Raw genomic sequence first — 19,706 nt, forward strand, 5'->3', positions numbered from 1 at the left:
CGCCTCCCAGCTCGCCAAGGGGCAGTCCGTGCCGGAGGCGGTGGCGGCGGCGAAGGAGTACGTCACCGGGGCCGTCGCGGCCGGTCTTTCACCTGAGGGATACTCAGGAGTCAGCCGGTGATCACGAGTTGACCTGCGTCGTGACCAGGTTGGAGAAGGTGGTCAGCCGGGTGTAGACACCCGGGAAACCGGCCTGGGCGCAGCCTTCGCCCCAGGAAGTGATGCCTGCCAGGACGCCCCCGATGAGCAGGGGGCCGCCGCTGTCGCCCTGGCAGGTGTCCACGCCGCCGGAGGCCTTTCCGGCGCACACCATGTCGCTCTGCACGAAGTCGGAGCCGTAGGAGCTCGCGCAACCGGAGTCGGACACGGTCGGTACCGTCGCGGTGCGCAGCTGGTTGGAGGCGCTGCCGTTCTGGGAGGTGTCGCCCCAGCCGAGGATGCGGGCGGTGGTGCCGGCCGCGTACACCGAGGTCTGGGAGGAGGAGACGTACTTGGCCGGGGTGTACGGCATCGACGTCGACAGTGTCAGCACGGCCACGTCCTCGCCGTTGGTGGCGTCGGTGTAGTTCGGGTGGATCCAGATCTTGCTGACTCTGGCGACCGTGCCGTTGGTGCCGTTCAGATAGGTGCGGCCACCGACGACGCGCACGCTGCTCGTGGTCTCGCCGACCATGCAGTGCGCGGCGGTGACGACCTTCGTGGGCGAGACGAGCGTGCCGCCGCAGAACTGGTTCTGCGAGGCGTCCGTGATCTGCATGACGAACGGGTACGCGGACGCCGTGGTCGTCGTACCGCCGACGATCGGCTGGGGCGCGGCGACGGCCGTGGGGGCGGCGAGCAGCGCGGTCGTGGCGGCGGCAGCGGTCGCCGCGGCGACGGCGGCGGCCTTCTTGGCGGCGTTGAGCCCGAACATGGGTCTCCTTGGGGAGTTGCCGGTGGGGGGTCGCGCGGGTGGTCGTGCACGGGGACCCTGACGCCTTTGTTCGGATCTCCGTGTGCCCGGCGAGCGGCACGCCCCAAAGCTAGAGCCCGGACGAGGGGGCTCCCAATGAGGGAACCCCCTAGGGGAGTTGGGCAGGGATAACCCTCGGTCCGGTGGTGTAAACCCAGGTGGGGTCAGGTCGTTCGGCGGCCTGCGGCCAGCCGGACGATGTCCACCCGGGAGCGGATCCCGAGCTTGCGGTAGACCCGGGTGAGGGTCGCCTCGACGGTCTTGACGCTGATGAACAGGCGTGCCGCGATCTCCCGGTTGGTCGCGCCCTCCATCACCAGCGAGGCGACCTGACGCTCCATCGCGGCCAGACCCTCCAGCGCGTCCAGCGCGACGGCCGGCGTGACGGCGGGCGGTTCCACCGCCGCGGGCCCGGTCGTGGCGGCGGCGTCGACCTGCCGCAGCCAGGGCAGCGCGCGGCAGCGCCGGAACAGCCGGGCGGCCTCGTCGTACGACGCCGGTCCCGGCAGGGGCCTGGCCCCGGGGCGGGCAGCGGCCGCTGCCTGGGCGCGCAGGCGGGCCAGCGCGAAGGCGGCCCGGGCCTCCTCCAGGCCGTAGCCGAGCCGGCCGAGCCGGTCCTGCACGGAGGTCAACCGGACGACGGCGGCCTCGTGTTCGCCGCGTGCCGCCCGCACCAGCGCCTCGGCCCGGTCCAGGACGGCCAGCACGCTCTGCCGGCCCAGCCGCAGCGCGTGCGCCCGGGTCGTGTCGATGACGTCCTGGGCCTCGCCCGGCTCGCCGATGCGCACCAGTGCCTCGGCGAGGTCGCCGTGCCAGCGGCCGCGCCCGGGGTCGTTGATGCCGAGGCCCTGCTCCAGCTCCCGCACCCGGCGCAGCGAACGGACGGTGGCGGCCGGGTCGCCGGCCACCAACTGGGCGTAGCCCAGCGCCGCGAGGGCCCGGGACAGGTACATCTGGTCGCCGTCGACCTCGGCGTGGTCCGCCGCCTCCCGGGCGAGGGCCAGGGCCCGGTCGACGTCCCCGGCCGAGGCCTCCGCGAGGGAGGCGAGCATGGCCGAGGCGCCCTCGCCGATCCCGGAGTCCCGGGCCAGCCGCAGACTCTCCCTGGCCAGGTCCAGGGCCCGGCCACAGTGCCCGGAGCGCAGTTCCGTGTCGGCGAGGAAGCGCAGGAAGTGCACCTCGCTCTCGACCATCCCGCGCCGGCGCACCTCGCGCAGCAGCGCGGTGATGGTCGCCCGCGCCTCGGGCAGCTGGTCGCTCATGATCAGCCAGCGGAACCGGGCCGACCCGGCGCCGTTGTGGTGGCAGGCCACATAGGGGTCCTGGGGTTCCTTCAACGCCCGCTTGACGGTCGCGGGGGCGTCCGGGTGGCCCATCAGGGTCTCGGTGGAGGCCTGGAAGGACAGCGCCATCAGCTCGGTCCGGCGGTCCCCGCCGCGGGCGGCCAGATCCGCCGCGTGCGCCGCCTCCTGGCGGGCCTCGGCGAAGTCGCCCTCGACGACCAGGCCACGCCAGGCCAGCTGGTAGTAGACCTGCGCGAGCAGGCGCGGGTCGTCGCCCGCGTCGGCCAGGACCTGCGGGAAGACCGCGTCGACCTCGCCGAGGGCCTGCCCGGCCGCCTCGATGACGACCATCCACGCCCGCACCCGCTCCGCGGGCACGGTGGCACGCGTCAGTACGTCACGTGCGATGTCCCGCGCGAGATCGGCCTCACCTGCGGTGATCGCGTCCTCCGCCGCCTGAAGGCGTCGCTCGTCGGGGCCCGGAGTGCTGTCCACCGGGGTGTGCCGGGCGGCCAGCAGTCCGAGCGAGGCGGCCACGGAGGGCGCGCCGCGGTCCCGGGCCAGCGCCCCGGCCTCGGCGAGCCGGGCCGCCACGTCCGGGTCGGTGCCGGTGGTGGCCAGGGCCAGGTGCCGGGCCCGCTCGATCGGGTCGGAGGCCGCGGTGGACAGCGCGGCGTGCACGGCCCGTCGCTCCTGAGCCGGAGCCTCCGCGTACAGCGCCGCCGAGATCAGCGGGTGCGCGAACCGCAGGGCCGGTGCCTCGGGGTCCGTGACGAGCAGCCCCAGGGCCGCCGCCCGGGCCGTCTCGGCCTCGGCGTTCTCCCGGCCGGCCGCGTGCAGCAGCGCCAGCGTGGGACGGGCACCGGCGCTGGCCACCAGGAGGGTGCGGCGCGCCTCGTCCGACAGCATCTCCAGCCGGCTCAGCACCAGGGCCCGCAGCGAGGTGGGCACCGGCAGCGGCTCGCCCGGCCGCGGCCGGGCCGGGCTCTCGGCCAGGGCCCGGCCCAGCTCCAGCGCGAAGAGCGGGTTGCCGCCGCTGGTGCGGTGGATGTCGCGGACCGTGGAGCGGGACAGGGGCGTGTAGCCGCGGTGGTCGAGCAGCGCCGAGACCTGCGTACGGTTCAGCGGGCCCAGCCGCACGGCGAGCGTGTCGGGCGGGGACGCCGGCAGGTGCCGGTCGTACTCCTGGCCCTCGGTCCGCACCGCGCACAGCATCTGCACCGGGGTGTCCCCCAGCCGGCGGGCCGCGAAGCCGAGCAGTTCCGCACTGGCGGCATCCAGCCACTGGAGATCGTCGGCGACCACCAGCACCGGGCCCTTGGCGGCGAGGACGCGCAGCGCCGACAGCACCGCCAGGCGCAGCGCGAGCCCGTCCCGCTGGAGCGTGGACTCGCCGCGGCCGGTCAGCGCCGACTCCAGGGCGGTGCGCTGGGCGCCGGGCAGCGCCCCCGACACGTCCTCCAGGACCAGCCCGAACAGGTCGGCCAGCGCCAGGAAGGGCAGGTGGGATTCCGACTCGGTCGCCGAGCAGCGCAACACCGTCCGCGCCGCACCGCCGTAATCCGCGGCCAGCGCCCGCAGGACCGTGGACTTTCCAATTCCGGCCGGACCGTGGAGCAGCACACTGCCGCCCCGGCCGAGCTGCTCACGGGCCGAGGTGAACAGGTCCTCCCGGCCGATGACCAGGTCGGGGCGGCTCTTGGGAGGCTCCTGGAAGTCCCGTCGTCCGGTCACCGCTCCCCTCCCTGTGTCGTGTCCTGGCCAATATTAGGCAACAGCTCTTTGAATTTCGGAGGGACGGCGTCGTGAGGGTAATAACAACGAGCGCCGGCGGGCGAATTCATCCGTCTCCCGAATGCGGCGGAACACGAGGCCGGTGCCCCGTCGGGAACCCTCCGGCAGCTCGAACGAGCACGTGCGACAGAAAACACCACAAACCTATGGCAACCACCCCGCCCGGCGCGCGGCGACCACGGCCTCGCCACGGGTGCGGGCCCGCAGCTTCCGCATGGCCGACCGCAGGTACCCCTTGACGGTCTCCGGTGTCACGCCCAGCCGGTCGGCTGCGACGGCGTTCGTCGCACCTGCCGCGACACACGCCAGGACGTCCACCTCGCGCGGCGCCAGCCGGACCCGGGCCGACCCGCCGGATTCGGCCGTCAGCAGCGCACACGCGCCGAGCAGCTCCGCCCGCAGCTCCGGGTCCGTGATCCGCCCGGCCAGCGCCCGCAGGGCCGCGTGCGCCTCCCGCACCTGCTCCCACCCCGGACCCGCCCCGGCACCGTCCCCCACCCCGGCGACGAGCGTGCGGGCCTCGTCCCGGACCACCAGCGCCCGCTCCACATCCCGCGCAGCCTCGACCGCCGCGTCCAGCATCCGGCCGCCCAGCGGCAGGGCCGTGCGCAGCGCCCCGTACAGCACCCCGCGCACCCGGTGCCGCACCACCACCGGCACGGCCAGCACCGAGCGCAGCCCCTCCGCGGCCACCGGGGCGTCGTACTCGTGGCTGATCTGCCGCGAGGCCGAGTAATCCGTCACCACGCACGGCCGGGACAGCGCCACGGTCTTGCCGCCCAGACCGGTGCCGGACGTCACCACCAGCGACCGCAGGGCGTGCGTCGCCGTGCCGCTCAGTTCGCTGATGCGCATCTGCTGCCCGGCCTCCAGCAGGCCGCCGAAGGCGATCGGAAGGCCGGTGCCCCGCCGCAGACGCAGCAGCGCGTCGCGCATCTCGACCGCGTCGGACGCGTCTGTCGTCACCTGATCGCCCCTTCACTACGGCTCCTGCGCGGGCGCACCCCCCGTTCGGGGGTAGTGAGACCTGCATCACGGATTACACGATGGCTCAGAGCCGCCCGGCAATGGTCCGGCACCCAGGAGGACAGATGACATCGGCGACGGCACTGTTCCGCGACGCGCGGGATTTCCTGCTGGAGCACCGCGAGGACTACCCGACGGCCTACGCGGGCTTCCGCTGGCCCCGCCCCGAGTACTTCAACTGGGCGCTCGACTGGTTCGACGAGATCGCCGACGGCAACGCCCGCACCGCCCTCCACCTCGTCGAGGAGGACGGCCGCGAGACCCGGCTGTCCTTCGGGGAGATGTCCGTGCGGTCGGCGCAGTTCGCCGGCTGGCTGCGCGCCCGGGGCGTGCGCGCCGAGGACCGGATCCTCGTCATGCTCGGCAACCAGGCCGAACTGTGGATCACCGCCCTCGCCGCGATGAAGCTGCGCGCGGTGGTCATCCCGGCCACCCCCCTGCTCGGCCCCGCCGACCTGCGCGACCGCGTCGAGCGCGGCCGGGTCCGGCACGTCATCGCCCGCCCCGAGGACACCGGCAAGTTCGCCGAGGTCCCCGGCGACTACACGCGCATCGCCGCTGACGCCGCCGGTGCCGTGCCGGACGGCTGGCTGCCGCTGGACGATGCCTACGGCGCCTCCGCCGACTTCACCCCCGACGGCCCCACCCGGGCCGACGACCCGCTGATGCTCTACTTCACCTCGGGCACCACCGCCCGGCCCAAGCTCGTCGAACACACTCACACGTCGTACCCGATCGGCCATCTGTCGACCATGTACTGGATCGGCCTGAAACCCGGCGACGTACACCTGAACATCTCCTCACCCGGCTGGGCCAAGCACGCCTGGTCCAACCTGTTCGCCCCGTGGAACGCCGAGGCGACCGTCTTCCTGCACAACTACACGCGTTTCGACGCCGTCCGTCTCATGACCGAGATGGACCGGGCGGGCGTCACCACCTTCTGCGCCCCGCCGACCGTGTGGCGCATGCTCATCCAGGCCGACCTGACGCAGCTGCGCACCCCGCCCCGCGAGGTCGTCGCGGCGGGCGAGCCGCTCAATCCGGAGGTCATCGAGCAGGTCCGCCGGGCCTGGAACCGCACCATCCGGGACGGTTTCGGCCAGACCGAGACGGCCGTGCAGGTCGCCAACAGCCCCGGTCAGCCGCTCAAGACCGGCTCGATGGGCCGGCCGAGCCCCGGCTACCGCGTCGAACTCCTCGATCCCGTGTCGGGTGCGCCGGGCGCCACGGAGGGCGAGATCGCGCTCGACCTGTCGGACCGTCCCGTCGGTCTGATGACCGGCTACCACGGCGACGCCGACCGCACGGCGGAGGCGATGGCCGGCGGCTACTACCGCACGGGGGACGTCGCTTCCAGGGATGAAGAGGGATATCTGACCTATATCGGGCGAAGTGACGACGTTTTCAAGGCCTCCGACTACAAGATCAGCCCGTTCGAGCTGGAGAGCGCGCTGCTGGAGCACGAGGCGGTCGCCGAGGCGGCGGTCGTGCCCGCCCCGGACGCGCTGCGGCTCGCCGTCCCGAAGGCCTACGTCGTCCTGGCGGAGGGCTGGCAGCCCGGCCCCGACACGGCCAAGGTCCTGTTCGAGCACTCCCGCGAGACCCTGGCCCCCTACAAGCGCATCCGCCGGCTGGAGTTCGGCGCCCTGCCCAAGACCGTCTCCGGCAAGATCCGCCGGATCGAGCTGCGTGAGGCCACGGCGGCCGGGTCGGACGCCGAGTACCGCGAGGAGGACTTCCGGTGAACTCCTACAGCCACGGCACCGGCGGGACCGCGCTGCTCGGCGACACCATCGGGGCGAACCTCGACCGGGCGGTGGCCGCCTGGCCGGACCGCGAGGCGCTGGTCGACGTGCCGTCCGGACGGCGCTGGACGTACGCGCAGTTCGGCGCGGCGGTCGACGAGCTGGCCTCAGCCCTGCACGCCTCCGGGGTGGCCAAGGGCGACCGGGTGGGCATCTGGGCCGTCAACTGCCCCGAGTGGGTGCTCGTCCAGTACGCCACCGCCCGCATCGGCGCGATCATGGTGAACATCAACCCGGCCTACCGCACCCATGAGGTGGCGTTCGTCCTGAAGCAGGCCGGCGTGTCCCTGCTGTTCGCCTCCCTGCGTCACAAGACGAGCGACTACCGGGCGATGGTGGAGCAAGTGCGCGGTGACGTAACGGAGTTGGGGGAGGTGGTCTACTTCGGCGACCCGGGCTGGGAGGCGCTGCTCGGCCGGGCGACCCCCGACGCGACGTACGACGAGCTGTCCTGCGACGACCCGATCAACATCCAGTACACGTCCGGCACCACCGGCTTCCCCAAGGGCGCGACCCTCTCCCACCACAACATCCTCAACAACGGCTATTTCGTGGGTGGGTTGATCGCCTACTCGGAGCAGGACCGGATCTGCGTCCCGGTGCCCTTCTACCACTGCTTCGGCATGGTCATGGGCAATCTCGCCGCCACCTCGCACGGCGCCTGCATCGTCATCCCCGCCCCGTCCTTCGACCCGGAGGCGACCCTGGAGGCGGTCCAGCAGGAGCGCTGCACGTCCCTCTACGGCGTCCCGACCATGTTCATCGCCGAGCTGAACCTCCCCGGCTTCGCCTCCTACGACCTCTCCTCCCTGCGCACCGGCATCATGGCGGGCTCGCCCTGCCCGGTGGAGGTGATGAAGCGGGTGGTCGCCGAGATGCACATGGCGGAGGTCTCCATCTGCTACGGCATGACCGAGACGTCCCCGGTGTCCCTCCAGACCCGCCGGGACGACGACCTGGAGCACCGCACCGGCACGGTCGGCCGGGTCCTGCCGCACATCGAGGTCAAGATTGTCGACCCGGCTACGGGGGTCACCCGGCCGCGCGGCACGGCCGGCGAGTTGTGCACCCGCGGCTACAGCGTGATGCTCGGCTACTGGAACGAGCCGGAGAAGACCGCCGAGGCCGTCGACGCCGGCCGCTGGATGCACACGGGCGACCTCGCCGTGATGCGCGAGGACGGCTACGTCGAGATCGTCGGCCGCATCAAGGACATGATCATCCGGGGCGGGGAGAACGTCTACCCCCGCGAGATCGAGGAGTTCCTCTACGGCCACCCCAAGATCCAGGACGTCCAGGTCGTCGGCGTCCCGCACGAGCGCTACGGCGAGGAGGTCCTGGCCTGCGTCATCGCCCGCGACCCGGACGACCCGCCGACCCTGGAGGAACTCCGGGCCTTCTGCGACGGGCAGCTGGCGCACTACAAGGTCCCGGCCCGGGTGCGCATCCTCGACTCCTTCCCGATGACGGTGTCCGGGAAGGTGCGCAAGGTGGAGCTGCGGGAGAGGTTCGCGGACGGGCAGAGGTAGAAGAGCTCGGGGTCGCCGTCGTCCAGCCCGGCGCCAGGCCCGCCGGTTGCCGGCTCCACGGGCATATCGTGGGGCAGCGGCGGAGCTCCCGTTCACAACGGTTTTCGCATGCACACCCGCGGCCAGCGGTCCAGGCCGAGCTCGGCCTCCGTCGCGCGGATCGCGTGCAGGCCGGGGGTGAGGTCCGCCTCGGGGAGCGGGCGGAAGCCGAGGCGCTCGTAGTAGGGGGCGTTCCACGGGACGTCCGTGAAGGTGGTCAGCGTCAGGGAGGTCAGCCCCTGCTCGCGGGCGCGCTCGGCGGCGTGGGCCAGGAGGGCGCGGCCCACGCCCCGGCGTGCGGCCCGCGGGTGGACCGACACCTGCTCGACGTGCAGGGCGCCGTCGACGGGTTCGGCCAGGAGGTAGGCGACCGGCCGGTCCCGCGGGTCGCAGGCGACCCAGCAGCGGCCCGCCCGGCGGTAGTGCTCCAGGAGGTCGAGGGCGGGCGGCTCGTCGTCGGCGATCTCCGGCATGCCGAGGTCGCGGAACGGGGCGCCGGCGGCCCGTTCGATGTCCTGGAGGACGGGGAGTTCGGCCGGGGTCGCGGGGCGGATGCGCATGCGGTGAGTATGCGCTGCGGTGGTGTGGTCAGGGGGCCCGCTCCCCGGAGCCGGTCGCGGCCAGTGTCTCGGCCGGAGCGTTCACCGGCCTGGGGGTGCCGGTGAGGTCCAGGACGAACAGCGGGAGGCCCAGGGCGTCGGCGCGGGCCCGGGCGTCGTCGGCGTACCCGGCGAGGGAGAAGTAGAGACCGTCCGCGGACTCGGTCATGGCCGTCAGCCACAGACACTCCACGTCCCGCAGACCCGCCGGGCGCACGGCCGGGTCCACCTGCGCGACGACACCGCGGGCGGCCAGTCCGATACCGGACGGGGGCCGCTGGTCCGCCCGCCGGACACCCCGGTACCCGAGCCAGCGCAGGTACAGCGCGGTGGCGGTGACGGCGTCGAGGGCGGTGCGGATGGTGACGGACCGGAAGGGGGGCCGGGCGGGGGTGGCGTCGCTCGTGGCGGCGGATGCATCGGCGGAGGCGGTGTCGCCGGTCATGGACGCATCGGCGGTGGTGGGTTCGCGCGGGCCGTTCGGGGGCCGGGGCGCGGCGTCCTGGCCGTCCGTGTCGTCCCGGGCCGCCGTCGCCTCCCGGTCGGTCGTCTCGCCCTGGCTCCCCGTCTTGTCTCGGCCGGACGTCTTGCCCTGGCCCCCTGCCCCGTCCCGGCCGGACGTCTCGCCCTGGCCCCCTGCCCCGTCCCGGCCGGTCGTCGCGCTCCCGGTCGGCGGCGTCCCACCAGCCGCCGCCTCCTCGCCCGCGAGGCCGTCCAGGCCCACCACTGCCAACCGCAGCACCACTCCGCACGCGCACCCCACCTCCGGGTGTGGCCACTCGCCGTGCCGCCCGCAGGAGCCGCACCGCACGGTCACCCATTCGTCCTGCCAGACCCGGTGCGAGACGGGCGTCGGCGAGCCGTCGCGGTCCAGTCGCGGGGCGACCGGCGCGCCGCACGCACAGGGGTACGCGGGAGCCGTGTAGCGGTGCTCGCGGCGGCAGGCCGGGCAGCGCACCGCAACGGTCTCGGTCATGGCCACTCCAGAACCGTGTCGCGTCGGACAGCGTGCCCATCGTGCTCCCTCCGGCCCCGCCCTGTCCGGCGCTTGGCGTCTCTTGACGCCTCTCGCTCCCCCCGCATACATTCATTCCAGATAGTAGAAAACAAATTCCGCAATACGGAAGAAGCTCACCGCGGGGCGCGACGGGAGTGCGAATCCGACAGCCGAAGCAGGAGTACTCGATGGCTCGAATGACCGCTGCCCGCGCGGCAGTTGAGATCCTCAAGCGTGAGGGCGTCGCCGACGCGTTCGGTGTCCCCGGCGCGGCGATCAACCCGTTCTACGCGGCGCTCAAAGCCTCCGGCGGTATCACCCACACCCTCGCCCGGCACGTCGAGGGCGCCTCGCACATGGCCGAGGGCTACACCCGCACCCACCCGGGCAACATCGGCGTCTGCATCGGCACCTCGGGCCCGGCCGGCACCGACATGATCACGGGCCTGTACTCGGCGACCGGCGACTCCATCCCGATCCTGTGCATCACGGGCCAGGCCCCGACCGCCGTGATACACAAGGAGGACTTCCAGGCCGTCGACATCGCCTCCATCGCCAAACCGGTCACCAAGATGGCCGTCACCGTGCTGGAGGCCGCGCAGGTCCCGGGCGTCTTCCAGCAGGCCTTCCACCTGATGCGCTCCGGCCGCCCCGGCCCGGTCCTCATCGACCTGCCGATCGACGTGCAGCTGACGGAGATCGAGTTCGACCCGGAGACGTACGAGCCGCTCCCGGTCTACAAGCCCGCCGCGACCCGCGCCCAGATCGAGAAGGCGATCGGGATGCTCAACGCCTCCCAGCGGCCCCTGATCGTCGCGGGCGGCGGCATCATCAACGCCGACGCGGCCGAACTCCTCGTCGAGTTCGCCGAGTTGACCGGCACCCCGGTCGTCCCGACCCTGATGGGCTGGGGCCTGCTGCCCGACGACCACGAGCTGAACGCCGGCATGGTCGGCCTCCAGACCTCGCACCGCTACGGCAACGCGACCTTCCTGGAGTCCGACTTCGTCCTCGGCATCGGCAACCGCTGGGCCAACCGCCACACCGGCAAACTCGACGTCTACACGGCCGGGCGGACGTTCGTCCACGTCGACATCGAGCCCACCCAGATCGGCAGGATCTTCGCCCCGGACTACGGCATCGCCTCCGACGCCAGGGCCGCCCTGGAACTGTTCGTCGAGGTCGCCCGCGAGCTGAAGGCCGCCGGCGCGCTGCCCGACCGCTCCGCGTGGGCCGGGGCCGCGCAGGAGCGCAAGGCGACCCTCCAGCGCCGTACGCACTTCGACGACATCCCGATCAAGCCGCAGCGCGTCTACGAGGAGATGAACAAGGCCTTCGGCCCGGAGACCCGGTACGTCTCCACCATCGGCCTCTCGCAGATCGCCGGTGCCCAGATGCTGCACGTCTACCGGCCCCGGCACTGGATCAACTGCGGCCAGGCCGGCCCGCTCGGCTGGACCATCCCGGCCGCGCTCGGCGTCGCCAAGGCCGACCCGGAGGCGTCCGTCGTCGCCCTCTCCGGCGACTACGACTTCCAGTTCATGCTGGAGGAACTCGCCGTCGGCGCGCAGCACCGGATCCCCTACATCCACGTCCTCGTGAACAACTCCTACCTGGGGCTGATCCGCCAGGCGCAGCGGGCGTTCGAGATCGACTTCCAGGTCAACCTGGAATTCGAGAACCTCAACTCCCCGGAGCTCGGCGTCTACGGCGTCGACCACGTGAAGGTCGCCGAGGGCCTCGGCTGCAAGGCGATCCGCGTCACCGACCCCGCCGAGCTGGGTGAGGCCTTCGAGCAGGCCAAGAAGCTGGCCGCGGAGCACCGGGTCCCGGTCGTCGTCGAGGCGATCCTGGAGCGCGTCACCAACATCTCCATGTCGACGACCAACGACATCGGCAACGTCGTGGAGTTCGAGGAGATCGCCACCGAGCCCGGCCACGCGCCGACCTCGATCAGGACGCTGAAGGTCTGACGCGCAGGGGAGCAGGGGGGCGGCCCGTCCATGAGGACGGGCCGCCCCTGACGCATTCCGGTGCCTGTGAGGACGGGCCGCCCCTGACGCATTTCCGTGCCGCGTCCCCGCGCCTGCCCGTCAACGCACGCACGGGGTCAGTTTCCGCCGCCTCCGCAGCCGCCCCCGCCGCAGTAGTGGTACCCCCCGCCGCCGCCCCTGCCGCGAGGGGAGTTCTTGAGGAGGCCCTTGCCGCCCACCTCGGCCCGCCGGACCAGGCCCGCCCGCAGGGCGAAGCGCGGCACCAGCAGCCGCAGGGCCGCCTCACCGTGCAGGGCGACCAGCAGCAGCCGTTCACCGTCGGTCAGGCCGTGCCTGCTCGCCGGCAGGGGGTGGTCCTGGCGCAGGCCGCGGACGTGGCGGCGGGCTGCGCGGGTCGGCCCGAGCAGGGGGTAGCGCAGCAGCCCCGCCTCCGCGAGCGGGATACGCATGAGGGCCACCGCGAGCCGGATGTCCGGATCCTTCACCAGCCCCTTGGGGGCGGCGGGCCCGCGCAGGCGGGCGTGCACCGCGACCGCGAGCGGAGAGGGCGGTTGCTGAGCCGGCACGTCGTCCACGGCGCCCGCCCGGACCGTCCCGGGCAGGTCCGCCTCCGCCAGGCCCCGCAGATACAGGTCCACCACGGCGACGGTGACGGCGGCCCGCGGGCCTTCCCCCAGCAGTGCGATCTCGTGCGGCTCCAGCCGGACCGCCGTACCGTCGCTCATGGCTTCACCCCCCGTACCGGGGCCCGCCGCCCCCGTGCCGACGGGCCCCGTGTGACGAGAATGTGCCCGGCCCCGGGGGCGGTTGAAGCCCCCGGGGCCGGGTTCAGAGCTTGATTTGAGGGTGCCGTACGGGCTGTACGACCGGTGGCGTAGACGCGCTCACGCCTCGTGGTGCTCGGACAGTCCCGGCCAGTCGTCCGGTCCGCCGCCCTGCCACTCGACGAGGTCGCTCTCCGCGACGTCGGTGACGTACAGGTCGGCCAGGCGCAGGATCTCGGCGACGTCATCGGCGTGGGTCGCGACGCCCAGCGGCTCCTCGCCCAGGGTGACCCGGCGCGAGCCGTCCAGGGCGGGGGCGTGGACCACGACATGCGGATCCTCGGTGGGAGGTGCCATGCCTTCAGGTTGCTGCCAACGGGACCGATCCGCACCCCGGGGGAGGGCTTGGCCGTCCGGCGGCGCGAGGCTGGGCGCGACAGGACGTTCGCGCCGCCGGACGGGGTCTTCGGGAGAGGGGTGGGTGGTGCTGGGACCGCGGCGGGTGCGACGGGCTCCGGGGCCGGCTTCCCTCAGGTCGAGAAGCCGGTCCGGGCCCTTCACCACCGCACTGGCTCGCAGCCGCCGCGGTCCGCGCCCTGACCGTGTCCGTGCCCGGGGGACCACCCCTCATCCGGGTCGCCCCGGGCGGTCGGGCACGGTCAGGGAGTTCAGTCCTCGCGCAGGGTGCGGACCGCCTCCTCCACGCGCCGCCCGTACTCGGGGTCGGCGGCGTGGAAGTGCGCGAGGTTCTTCTCGATCACGTCGTCGCGGGAGACCTTCGACAGGCCACCCGCGATGTTCGCGACCAGGCGGGACTTCTCGTCGGCGGACATCAGCCGGAACAGCTCGCCCGCCTGGAAGAAGTCGTCGTCCTTGGTGTGCGCGGGCGCCTCGTGGGTGCCGGTGTGGCCGGAGACCGCCAGCGGCGCCGACAGCGGGCGGCCGGTCTCGACCGGGCCGTCGTAGGAGTTCGGCTCGTAGTTCTTGGCGTGCCGGCCCTGGGCGTTGGACGCCATGAGGCCGTCCCGGCCGTAGTTCCGGGCGGTCGTGGCCTTCGGCGCGTTGACGGCCAGCTGCGTGTGGTTGACGCCCAGGCGGTAGCGGTGGGCGTCCGCATAGGCGAACAGGCGGCCCTGGAGCATCTTGTCGGGCGAGGGGCCGATGCCCGGCACGAAGTTGTTCGGGGAGAACGCCGCCTGCTCGACCTCCGCGAAGACGTTGTCCGGGTTGCGGTCCAGCACCAGCCGGCCCACGCGCCGGAGCGGGTAGTCCGCGTGCGGCCACACCTTGGTCAGGTCGAACGGGTTGAAGCGGTAGTCCGCCGCCTCCGCCGCCGGCATCAGCTGCACGTGGAGCGTCCAGGACGGGTGCACGCCCCGCTCGATGGCCTGGAGCAGGTCTGTCTGGTGCGAGTTCGGGTCCTTGCCCGCGATCTCGGCGGCCTGCTCGCTGCTCAGGGAGCGGATGCCCTGGTTGGTCTTGAAGTGGTACTTGACGAAGAAGGCCTCGCCCCGGCTGTTGGTCCACTGGTAGGTGTGCGAGCCGTAGCCGTTCATGTGCCGGTAGGAGGCCGGGATGCCGCGGTCGCCCATCAGCCAGGTCACCTGGTGGGTGGCCTCGGGGGAGTGCGCCCAAAAGTCCCAGACGTTGTCCGGCTCCTGACGGCCCGTGAACGGGTCGCGCTTCTGCGAGTGGATGAAGTCGGGGAACTTGACCGGGTCCTTGATGAAGAACACCGGGGTGTTGTTGCCGACGAGGTCGTAGTTGCCTTCCCCGGTGTAGAACTTCACCGCGAAGCCGCGCGGGTCGCGCACCGCGTCCGCCCCGCCGAGCGAGTCGGCGACGGTCGAGAAGCGCAGGAACACCTCGGTGCGCTTGCCGACCGCGCTGAGGAAGTCGGCGTGGGTGAAGTCCGAGACGTCGTCGGTCACTTCGAAGTGGCCGTACGCGCCCGAGCCCCGGGCGTGCACCACGCGCTCCGGGATGCGCTCGCGGTTGAAGCGCGCCAGCTTCTCCAGCAGGTGCTGGTCCTGGAGCAGGAGCGGGCCGCCGACGCCGGCGGTGGCGGAGTTCTGGTTGTCGGCGACGGGGGCGCCGGACTCGGTGGTGAGCACGCGCTGCGACATCGTGACCTTCCGTACGAGAGGGCAGCGGAAACATCTTTCCGCTTTGTGGAGCCTAGGGTCGGGGCGAGCGGAGCGTCAACAATCTGTTGAAGCGGTGGGCATGGCTGGTTCCGGGCGGCGCCGCCGCCTTGGGCGCGACAGGACAGGTGTCAGCGGCGGCGCCGCCCGGGGATCGGTGGCCCGGGCTCTCGGGGCCGGGGGTGAGGGTCAGGCCTGGGCGCCGGAGAGCCGCTCCACGGCCCGCAGCAGCGCCGAGTGGTCCAGCCCGCCGTCGCCCTGGGCGCGCAGGGAGGCGATCAGCTGGGCGACCACGGCGCCGACGGGCAGAGCCGCGCCGACGTTGCGGGCGGCGTCGGTGACGATGCCCATGTCCTTGTGGTGCAGGTCGATCCGGAAGCCCGGCTTGAAGTCCCGGCCGAGGAAATTGTCCTTCTTGCGGGTCAGCACGGTCGAGCCGGCGAGTCCGCCGCCCAGGACGTCCAGGGCGGCCTTCAGGTCCACGCCGGACTTCTCCAGGAAGACCACGGCCTCGGCGCACGCCTGGATGTTGACGGCCACGATCAGCTGGTTGGCGGCCTTCACCGTCTGGCCCGAGCCGTGCGGACCGCACAGCACGATGGTCTTGCCGAGGGCTTCGAGGATCGGCTCCGCGGCGTCGAAGTCGGCCTGTTCGCCGCCGACCATGATGGACAGCACGGCCTCGATGGCACCGGCCTCACCGCCGGACACCGGCGCGTCCAGCACGCGGATGCCCTTGTCCTTCGCGGCCTTCGCCAGGTCGACCGACGTCTGGGGCGTGATCGAGGACATGTCGATCAGCAGCGCGCCGGACCTCGCGTTCTCCAGGATGCCGTCGGGGCCGTAGGCGATGGCCTCGACCTGCGGGGAGGCCGGGACCATCGTGATGACGACGTCGGCGTCCTTGACGGCCTCGGCGATCGAACCGGCGGCGGTGCCGCCGGCGGCGGCCAGGCGGTCCAGCTTGTCCTGCTCCAGCGTGTAGCCGGTGACCTGGTAGCCCGCCTTGATCAGGTTCTCGGACATGGGGGAGCCCATGATGCCGAGTCCGATCCAGGCGACCTTGGGGAGTGTGCTCATGACGGGGTGCCTTTCAGGTACGGGGTCAGCGGGAAAGCCAGTCGAAGGCCTCGGCGCTCGGGCGGTCGCCCGGCTTGTACTCGAGGCCGACCCAGCCGTCGTAGCCCGCCTTCGTCAGCCGGTCGAGGAGGTCTTCGAGGGGCAGTGAGCCCGTGCCCGGCGCTCCTCGGCCCGGGTTGTCGGCGATCTGGACGTGGCCGGTCTTCGCGGCGAACCGCTCGATCACCGACGGGAGGTCCTCACCGTTCATGGACAGGTGGTAAAGGTCCATCAGGAAGCGGGCGTTGCCGAGGCCGGTGGCCTCGTTGACCTTGTCGACGACCTCGACCGCGGCGGGCGCGGACACCAGCGGGTACAGCGGCGACTCGGGCCCGTTCAGCGCCTCGATCAGCAGGATCGCGCCGATCCGGTCGGCGGCCCGGGCCGCGAGAACCAGGTTCTCCAGGGCGAGTGCGTCCTGCTCGGCCTCGTCCACGCCCTCGACGCGGTTGCCGTACAGGGCGTTGAGGGCCGTACAGCCCAGGGAGGCGGCGAAGTCTGCCGCCACGTCGATGTTGGCGCGGAACCGCTCCGACTCCTCACCGGGGACCGACAGGGCGCCGCGGTCCGGGCCCGGGAGCTGCCCGGCGTAGAAGTTCAGGCCGGTGAGCCGGACGCCGGTGTCCTCGATGGCGCGCCCCAGGGCGTCGAGCTCGGACTGTTCGGGGACCGGCGAGTCGACCCAGGGCCACCACAGCTCGACCGCGGTGAAGCCCGCCGCGGCGGCGGCCGCGGGGCGCTCCAGGAGGGGGAGCTCCGTGAAGAGGATCGACAGGTTGACGTTGAAGCGCTGGTCTGCGAATCCCATCGGGGCGGCGCTCCCTTCCGTGTCTTCCATGGTGCGGACGTCCATGGCGTCTATTCCGTATAGTGGAATGTTGTTTCTGCTTAACGGAAGATTGCCTGTGGGGTGCGAGGGCTGTCAAGAGGGGCTGCCGGAAAGTCCGCCCCGCGCGTTAGGTTGAGCGCGTGCGACTGAGAGTGGAGTTCACGACCGAACCGTTCGACCTGGACGAGGCACCCGCGCACGCGGTGGTGGCCCGCGAGGTCGTGGAGGCCGCCGAGCTGGACGCCGTGGACGTGGGCCCGTTCGGCAACACCGCGGAGGGCGGTGCCGACGCGGTGCTCACCGCCGTGGACGCCCTGCTCCGCAAGACCCTGGAGGCCGGCGCCACCCGGGTCACGCTCCAGGTCAACGTGGTCGAGGAGGGCCAGGCGTGAGCGGCGCGGGGGACGAGCCGTTCATCGCGGCCGTGAAACCCCTGGTCGACGCCATGGGCGGCGAGATGATCCCGCCCGACGAGGCCGGCCCCGACGACGTCGTCCTGGCCTGGGAGGGCCGGGACGCCGTCGCCGTCCGGCTGCCGCAGCTCGCCGACTCCCTCGATCACATCCTGGCCGCCATGGAGCGCCGCAAGGGCGTGCCGCTGGCCGACCTGGACCGCAGGGCCAAGCAGGAGGTCGTACGCATACTCGAGGCGCGCGGCGCCTTCTCCGTACGGCACGGCGTGGAGACAGTGGCGAGCGCCCTCGGCGTCAGCCGCTTCACCGTCTACAACTACCTGAACCGCGAGAAGGGGGCCTGACCGGCCGGCCGCGTGGCGGCCGGGTTGCGTGCCACCGAATTTTCAACAAAGTGTTGACGTGCTGTCGCGGGAGGGCGTTAGCTATCGGCACGCCCGTTCAGCACGAAGGCCGACACCGGCCACGGAGGCTCCCGTGACGTCCACTTCCACGCCGCCGGGCCTGACCCGGTTCAACGCCCTTGAGGAGCACGCGGCGTACACCGCCCTCCGCGAGGCGTGCGCCTCCACGGCGTGGGCGAAGCGCCTGCTGGCCGCCCGCCCCTACGCCACCTGCGAGGACCTGTACGCAGCGAGCGACGCCGCCATGGCGGAGCTGACGGCCGGGGACCTCGACGAGGCGATGGCCGGCCACCCGCCGATCGGCAGGCCCAAGGCAGGCGACCCCACCTCGGCCCGGGAGCAGAGCGGCATGGCCGGCGCCTCCGACACGCTCAAGGCGGAGATGCTGGAACTGAACCTGGCCTACCAGGAGAGGTTCGGCCATGTCTTCCTGATCTGCGCCACCGGCCGGACCGGCGAGCAGATGCGCGACGCGCTCCGGGAACGGATCGGCAACCCGCCGGAGCGGGAGCGGGAGATCGTCCGCGCCGAACTGGGGAAGATCAACCGCATCCGTCTGGCCCGACTCGTCGAAGAGGACTGACAGCAGCATGAGCACCTCCGTCACCGCGTCCGTGTCCACGCACATCCTGGACACCAGCGTCGGCCGCCCCGCCGGGGGCGTCGCCGTCCACCTGTCCGCCCGCGCGGGACGCGCAGCCGACTGGCAGGCGCTCGGCGGCTCGGCGACCGACGCGGACGGGCGGTGCAAGGACCTGCCGGCCCTGCCGGAGGGAACGACCCACGTACGGCTCGACTTCGCCGTGGAGCCGTACTTCACCGACAAGCAAGCCGATGCGCAGCAGGACGCCCCCGCGAATCGGGACAGCGGCGTCGGTGTGTTCTTCCCGGAGGTGGCGATCACGTTCGCCGTCGTGCCGGGCGAGCACTACCACGTACCGCTGCTGCTCAACCCGTTCGGCTACTCCGTTTACCGAGGGAGCTAGCTCAGAATGCCCACCATCCTGGGACAGAACCAGTACGGCAAGGCCGAGAACCGAGTCGTCAAGATCACGCGGGACGGCGCCACCCACCACATCAAGGACCTCAACGTCTCCGTCGCCCTCTCCGGCGACATGGACGAGGTCCACTACTCCGGCTCGAACGCCAACGTGCTGCCGACCGACACCACCAAGAACACGGTGTACGCGTTCGCCAAGGAGCACGGCATCGAGTCCGCCGAGCAGTTCGGCATCCACCTCGCCCGGCACTTCGTCACCAGCCAGGAGCCGATCCACCGGGCCCGGATCCGCATCGAGGAGTACGCCTGGGAGCGGATCGAGGCCTCCGACACCACCTCGCAGTTCATCGGCGCCGACGAGGTCAAGCACTCCTTCGTCCGCAAGGGCCAGGAGGTCCGGCTGACCCAGATCACCTACGACGGTGAGAAGTGGGAGGTCGTCTCCGGTCTCAAGGACCTCGTCGTGATGAACTCGACCAACTCCGAGTTCTGGGGCTACGTCAAGGACAAGTACACGACGCTGAAGGAGGCCTACGACCGCATCCTGGCCACCGAGGTCTCCGGCCGCTGGCGGTTCAACTGGACCGACGACGAGCAGCGCATGCCCCACTGGGAGAAGTCCTACGAGCAGGTGCGGAAGCACATGCTCCAGGCCTTCGCCGAGACCTATTCGCTCTCGCTCCAGCAGACCCTGTACCAGATGGGTTCGCGGATCATCAACCACCGCAGCGAGATCGACGAGGTCCGCTTCTCCCTCCCGAACAAGCACCACTTCCTGGTCGACCTGGAGCCGTTCGGGCTGAAGAACGACAATGAGGTGTACTACGCCGCCGACCGCCCCTACGGCCTGATCGAGGCGACGATCCTGCGGGACGGCTGCGAGGCGCGGATCCCCGAGGACCTCACCAACCTCTGACGTTCCCCCTTTCGGCACCCGTGGCCGGGGAACCCTCCTCCCGGCCACGGCACTCAAAACTCCCGGGGTCCTGCCGTGCCCTCGCCAATTCAGCACACT

The 19,706-nt window shown here is 72.0% G+C and carries 18 protein-coding genes and 1 pseudogene; 9 read left to right on the forward strand and 10 right to left on the reverse strand.

Annotation, left to right across the window (positions count from 1 at the left end):
• Positions 1-121 (forward strand): annotated as a pseudogene (locus AB0E85_RS01985) (bifunctional hydroxymethylpyrimidine kinase/phosphomethylpyrimidine kinase); the annotation flags it as partial.
• Here AB0E85_RS01985 and AB0E85_RS01990 read toward each other — a convergent pair.
• From AB0E85_RS01990 to AB0E85_RS02000, 3 genes are all read right to left on the reverse strand, one after another.
• Positions 122-913 carry a serine protease gene (locus AB0E85_RS01990; protein WP_361921466.1) on the reverse strand — a complete coding sequence of 264 codons (792 nt, stop codon included), beginning with the start codon at positions 911-913 and terminating at the stop codon, positions 122-124.
• Between the two features lie 203 nt (positions 914-1,116).
• On the reverse strand, positions 1,117-3,969 hold the full coding sequence (locus tag AB0E85_RS01995; protein WP_361921468.1) for an AAA family ATPase: 2,853 nt from the start codon (positions 3,967-3,969) through the stop codon (positions 1,117-1,119).
• A 204-nt stretch (positions 3,970-4,173) separates the two neighbouring features.
• On the reverse strand, positions 4,174-4,995 hold the full coding sequence (locus AB0E85_RS02000) for a helix-turn-helix transcriptional regulator (RefSeq protein WP_361921470.1): 822 nt from the start codon (positions 4,993-4,995) through the stop codon (positions 4,174-4,176).
• A 125-nt stretch (positions 4,996-5,120) separates the two neighbouring features.
• Between AB0E85_RS02000 and AB0E85_RS02005 the strand changes: the two genes are divergently transcribed.
• On the forward strand, positions 5,121-6,800 hold the full coding sequence (locus AB0E85_RS02005; protein WP_361921472.1) for an AMP-binding protein: 1,680 nt from the start codon (positions 5,121-5,123) through the stop codon (positions 6,798-6,800).
• The gene (locus AB0E85_RS02010; protein ID WP_361921474.1) at positions 6,797-8,389 is read left to right on the forward strand and encodes an AMP-binding protein; all 1,593 of its coding nucleotides are present in this window, start codon (positions 6,797-6,799) and stop codon (positions 8,387-8,389) included. The genes AB0E85_RS02005 and AB0E85_RS02010 overlap by 4 nt, the downstream gene beginning before the upstream one ends.
• A gap of 92 nt (positions 8,390-8,481) precedes the next feature.
• Here AB0E85_RS02010 and AB0E85_RS02015 read toward each other — a convergent pair whose 3' ends face one another.
• Complete coding sequence (locus tag AB0E85_RS02015; RefSeq protein ID WP_361921476.1) at positions 8,482-8,988, reverse strand: GNAT family N-acetyltransferase; 507 nt, start codon at positions 8,986-8,988, stop codon at positions 8,482-8,484.
• Between the two features lie 28 nt (positions 8,989-9,016).
• Positions 9,017-10,003, reverse strand: a complete 987-nt coding sequence (locus AB0E85_RS02020; RefSeq protein ID WP_361921478.1) for a hypothetical protein — start codon at positions 10,001-10,003, stop codon at positions 9,017-9,019.
• 209 nt (positions 10,004-10,212) lie between these two features.
• Here AB0E85_RS02020 and gcl point away from each other — a divergent pair, with 209 nt between their 5' ends.
• Complete coding sequence (gcl, locus tag AB0E85_RS02025) at positions 10,213-11,997, forward strand: glyoxylate carboligase (protein WP_361921480.1); 1,785 nt, start codon at positions 10,213-10,215, stop codon at positions 11,995-11,997.
• 137 nt (positions 11,998-12,134) lie between these two features.
• On the opposite strand, the gene AB0E85_RS02030 is transcribed toward gcl, so the two are convergent.
• The 5 genes from AB0E85_RS02030 to AB0E85_RS02050 form a co-directional block, all read right to left on the reverse strand.
• The gene (locus AB0E85_RS02030; RefSeq protein ID WP_361921482.1) at positions 12,135-12,743 is read right to left on the reverse strand and encodes a TIGR04222 domain-containing membrane protein; all 609 of its coding nucleotides are present in this window, start codon (positions 12,741-12,743) and stop codon (positions 12,135-12,137) included.
• Between the two features lie 159 nt (positions 12,744-12,902).
• Positions 12,903-13,139 carry a hypothetical protein gene (locus AB0E85_RS02035; RefSeq protein WP_361921483.1) on the reverse strand — a complete coding sequence of 79 codons (237 nt, stop codon included), beginning with the start codon at positions 13,137-13,139 and terminating at the stop codon, positions 12,903-12,905.
• Positions 13,140-13,450: 311 nt separating this feature from the next.
• On the reverse strand, positions 13,451-14,908 hold the full coding sequence (locus AB0E85_RS02040; protein ID WP_361921485.1) for a catalase: 1,458 nt from the start codon (positions 14,906-14,908) through the stop codon (positions 13,451-13,453).
• A 207-nt stretch (positions 14,909-15,115) separates the two neighbouring features.
• On the reverse strand, positions 15,116-16,006 hold the full coding sequence (locus tag AB0E85_RS02045; RefSeq protein ID WP_361921487.1) for a 2-hydroxy-3-oxopropionate reductase: 891 nt from the start codon (positions 16,004-16,006) through the stop codon (positions 15,116-15,118).
• Between the two features lie 25 nt (positions 16,007-16,031).
• The gene (locus tag AB0E85_RS02050; protein WP_361921489.1) at positions 16,032-16,853 is read right to left on the reverse strand and encodes a TIM barrel protein; all 822 of its coding nucleotides are present in this window, start codon (positions 16,851-16,853) and stop codon (positions 16,032-16,034) included.
• 161 nt (positions 16,854-17,014) lie between these two features.
• On the opposite strand from AB0E85_RS02050, the gene AB0E85_RS02055 reads away from it, so the two are divergent.
• The 5 genes from AB0E85_RS02055 (at position 17,015) to pucL (ending at position 19,607) form a co-directional block, all read left to right on the forward strand.
• On the forward strand, positions 17,015-17,266 hold the full coding sequence (locus tag AB0E85_RS02055; protein WP_062929898.1) for a hypothetical protein: 252 nt from the start codon (positions 17,015-17,017) through the stop codon (positions 17,264-17,266).
• Entirely contained in the window at positions 17,263-17,631 is a 369-nt protein-coding gene (locus AB0E85_RS02060; protein WP_033306635.1) for a helix-turn-helix domain-containing protein, read from the forward strand. Before AB0E85_RS02055 ends, AB0E85_RS02060 begins: the two co-directional genes overlap by 4 nt.
• 133 nt (positions 17,632-17,764) lie before the next feature.
• Complete coding sequence (gene uraD / locus AB0E85_RS02065; RefSeq protein ID WP_361921491.1) at positions 17,765-18,274, forward strand: 2-oxo-4-hydroxy-4-carboxy-5-ureidoimidazoline decarboxylase; 510 nt, start codon at positions 17,765-17,767, stop codon at positions 18,272-18,274.
• A gap of 7 nt (positions 18,275-18,281) precedes the next feature.
• Entirely contained in the window at positions 18,282-18,677 is a 396-nt protein-coding gene (gene uraH / locus AB0E85_RS02070) for a hydroxyisourate hydrolase (protein WP_361921493.1), read from the forward strand.
• 6 nt (positions 18,678-18,683) lie between these two features.
• The gene (pucL, locus tag AB0E85_RS02075) at positions 18,684-19,607 is read left to right on the forward strand and encodes a factor-independent urate hydroxylase (RefSeq protein WP_361921494.1); all 924 of its coding nucleotides are present in this window, start codon (positions 18,684-18,686) and stop codon (positions 19,605-19,607) included.
• The last annotated feature ends 99 nt before the right edge of the window (positions 19,608-19,706 follow it).

Source organism: Streptomyces sp. NPDC029044 (assembly GCF_040637495.1).
Lineage (GTDB): Bacteria > Actinomycetota > Actinomycetes > Streptomycetales > Streptomycetaceae > Streptomyces.

What these genes read in the sequence shown, in the direction of transcription:
- AB0E85_RS01990 (WP_361921466.1), bottom strand. Translation starts at nt 913, where the DNA reads ATGTTCGGGCTCAACGCCGCCAAGAAGGCCGCCGCCGTCGCCGCGGCG.
- AB0E85_RS02005 (WP_361921472.1), top strand. Translation starts at nt 5,121, where the DNA reads ATGACATCGGCGACGGCACTGTTCCGCGACGCGCGGGATTTCCTGCTG.
- AB0E85_RS02015 (WP_361921476.1), bottom strand. Translation starts at nt 8,988, where the DNA reads ATGCGCATCCGCCCCGCGACCCCGGCCGAACTCCCCGTCCTCCAGGAC.
- AB0E85_RS02020 (WP_361921478.1), bottom strand. Translation starts at nt 10,003, where the DNA reads ATGACCGAGACCGTTGCGGTGCGCTGCCCGGCCTGCCGCCGCGAGCAC.
- gcl (WP_361921480.1), top strand. Translation starts at nt 10,213, where the DNA reads ATGGCTCGAATGACCGCTGCCCGCGCGGCAGTTGAGATCCTCAAGCGT.
- AB0E85_RS02030 (WP_361921482.1), bottom strand. Translation starts at nt 12,743, where the DNA reads ATGAGCGACGGTACGGCGGTCCGGCTGGAGCCGCACGAGATCGCACTG.
- AB0E85_RS02035 (WP_361921483.1), bottom strand. Translation starts at nt 13,139, where the DNA reads ATGGCACCTCCCACCGAGGATCCGCATGTCGTGGTCCACGCCCCCGCC.
- AB0E85_RS02040 (WP_361921485.1), bottom strand. Translation starts at nt 14,908, where the DNA reads ATGTCGCAGCGCGTGCTCACCACCGAGTCCGGCGCCCCCGTCGCCGAC.
- AB0E85_RS02045 (WP_361921487.1), bottom strand. Translation starts at nt 16,006, where the DNA reads ATGAGCACACTCCCCAAGGTCGCCTGGATCGGACTCGGCATCATGGGC.
- AB0E85_RS02050 (WP_361921489.1), bottom strand. Translation starts at nt 16,853, where the DNA reads ATGGGATTCGCAGACCAGCGCTTCAACGTCAACCTGTCGATCCTCTTC.
- uraH (WP_361921493.1), top strand. Translation starts at nt 18,282, where the DNA reads ATGAGCACCTCCGTCACCGCGTCCGTGTCCACGCACATCCTGGACACC.
- pucL (WP_361921494.1), top strand. Translation starts at nt 18,684, where the DNA reads ATGCCCACCATCCTGGGACAGAACCAGTACGGCAAGGCCGAGAACCGA.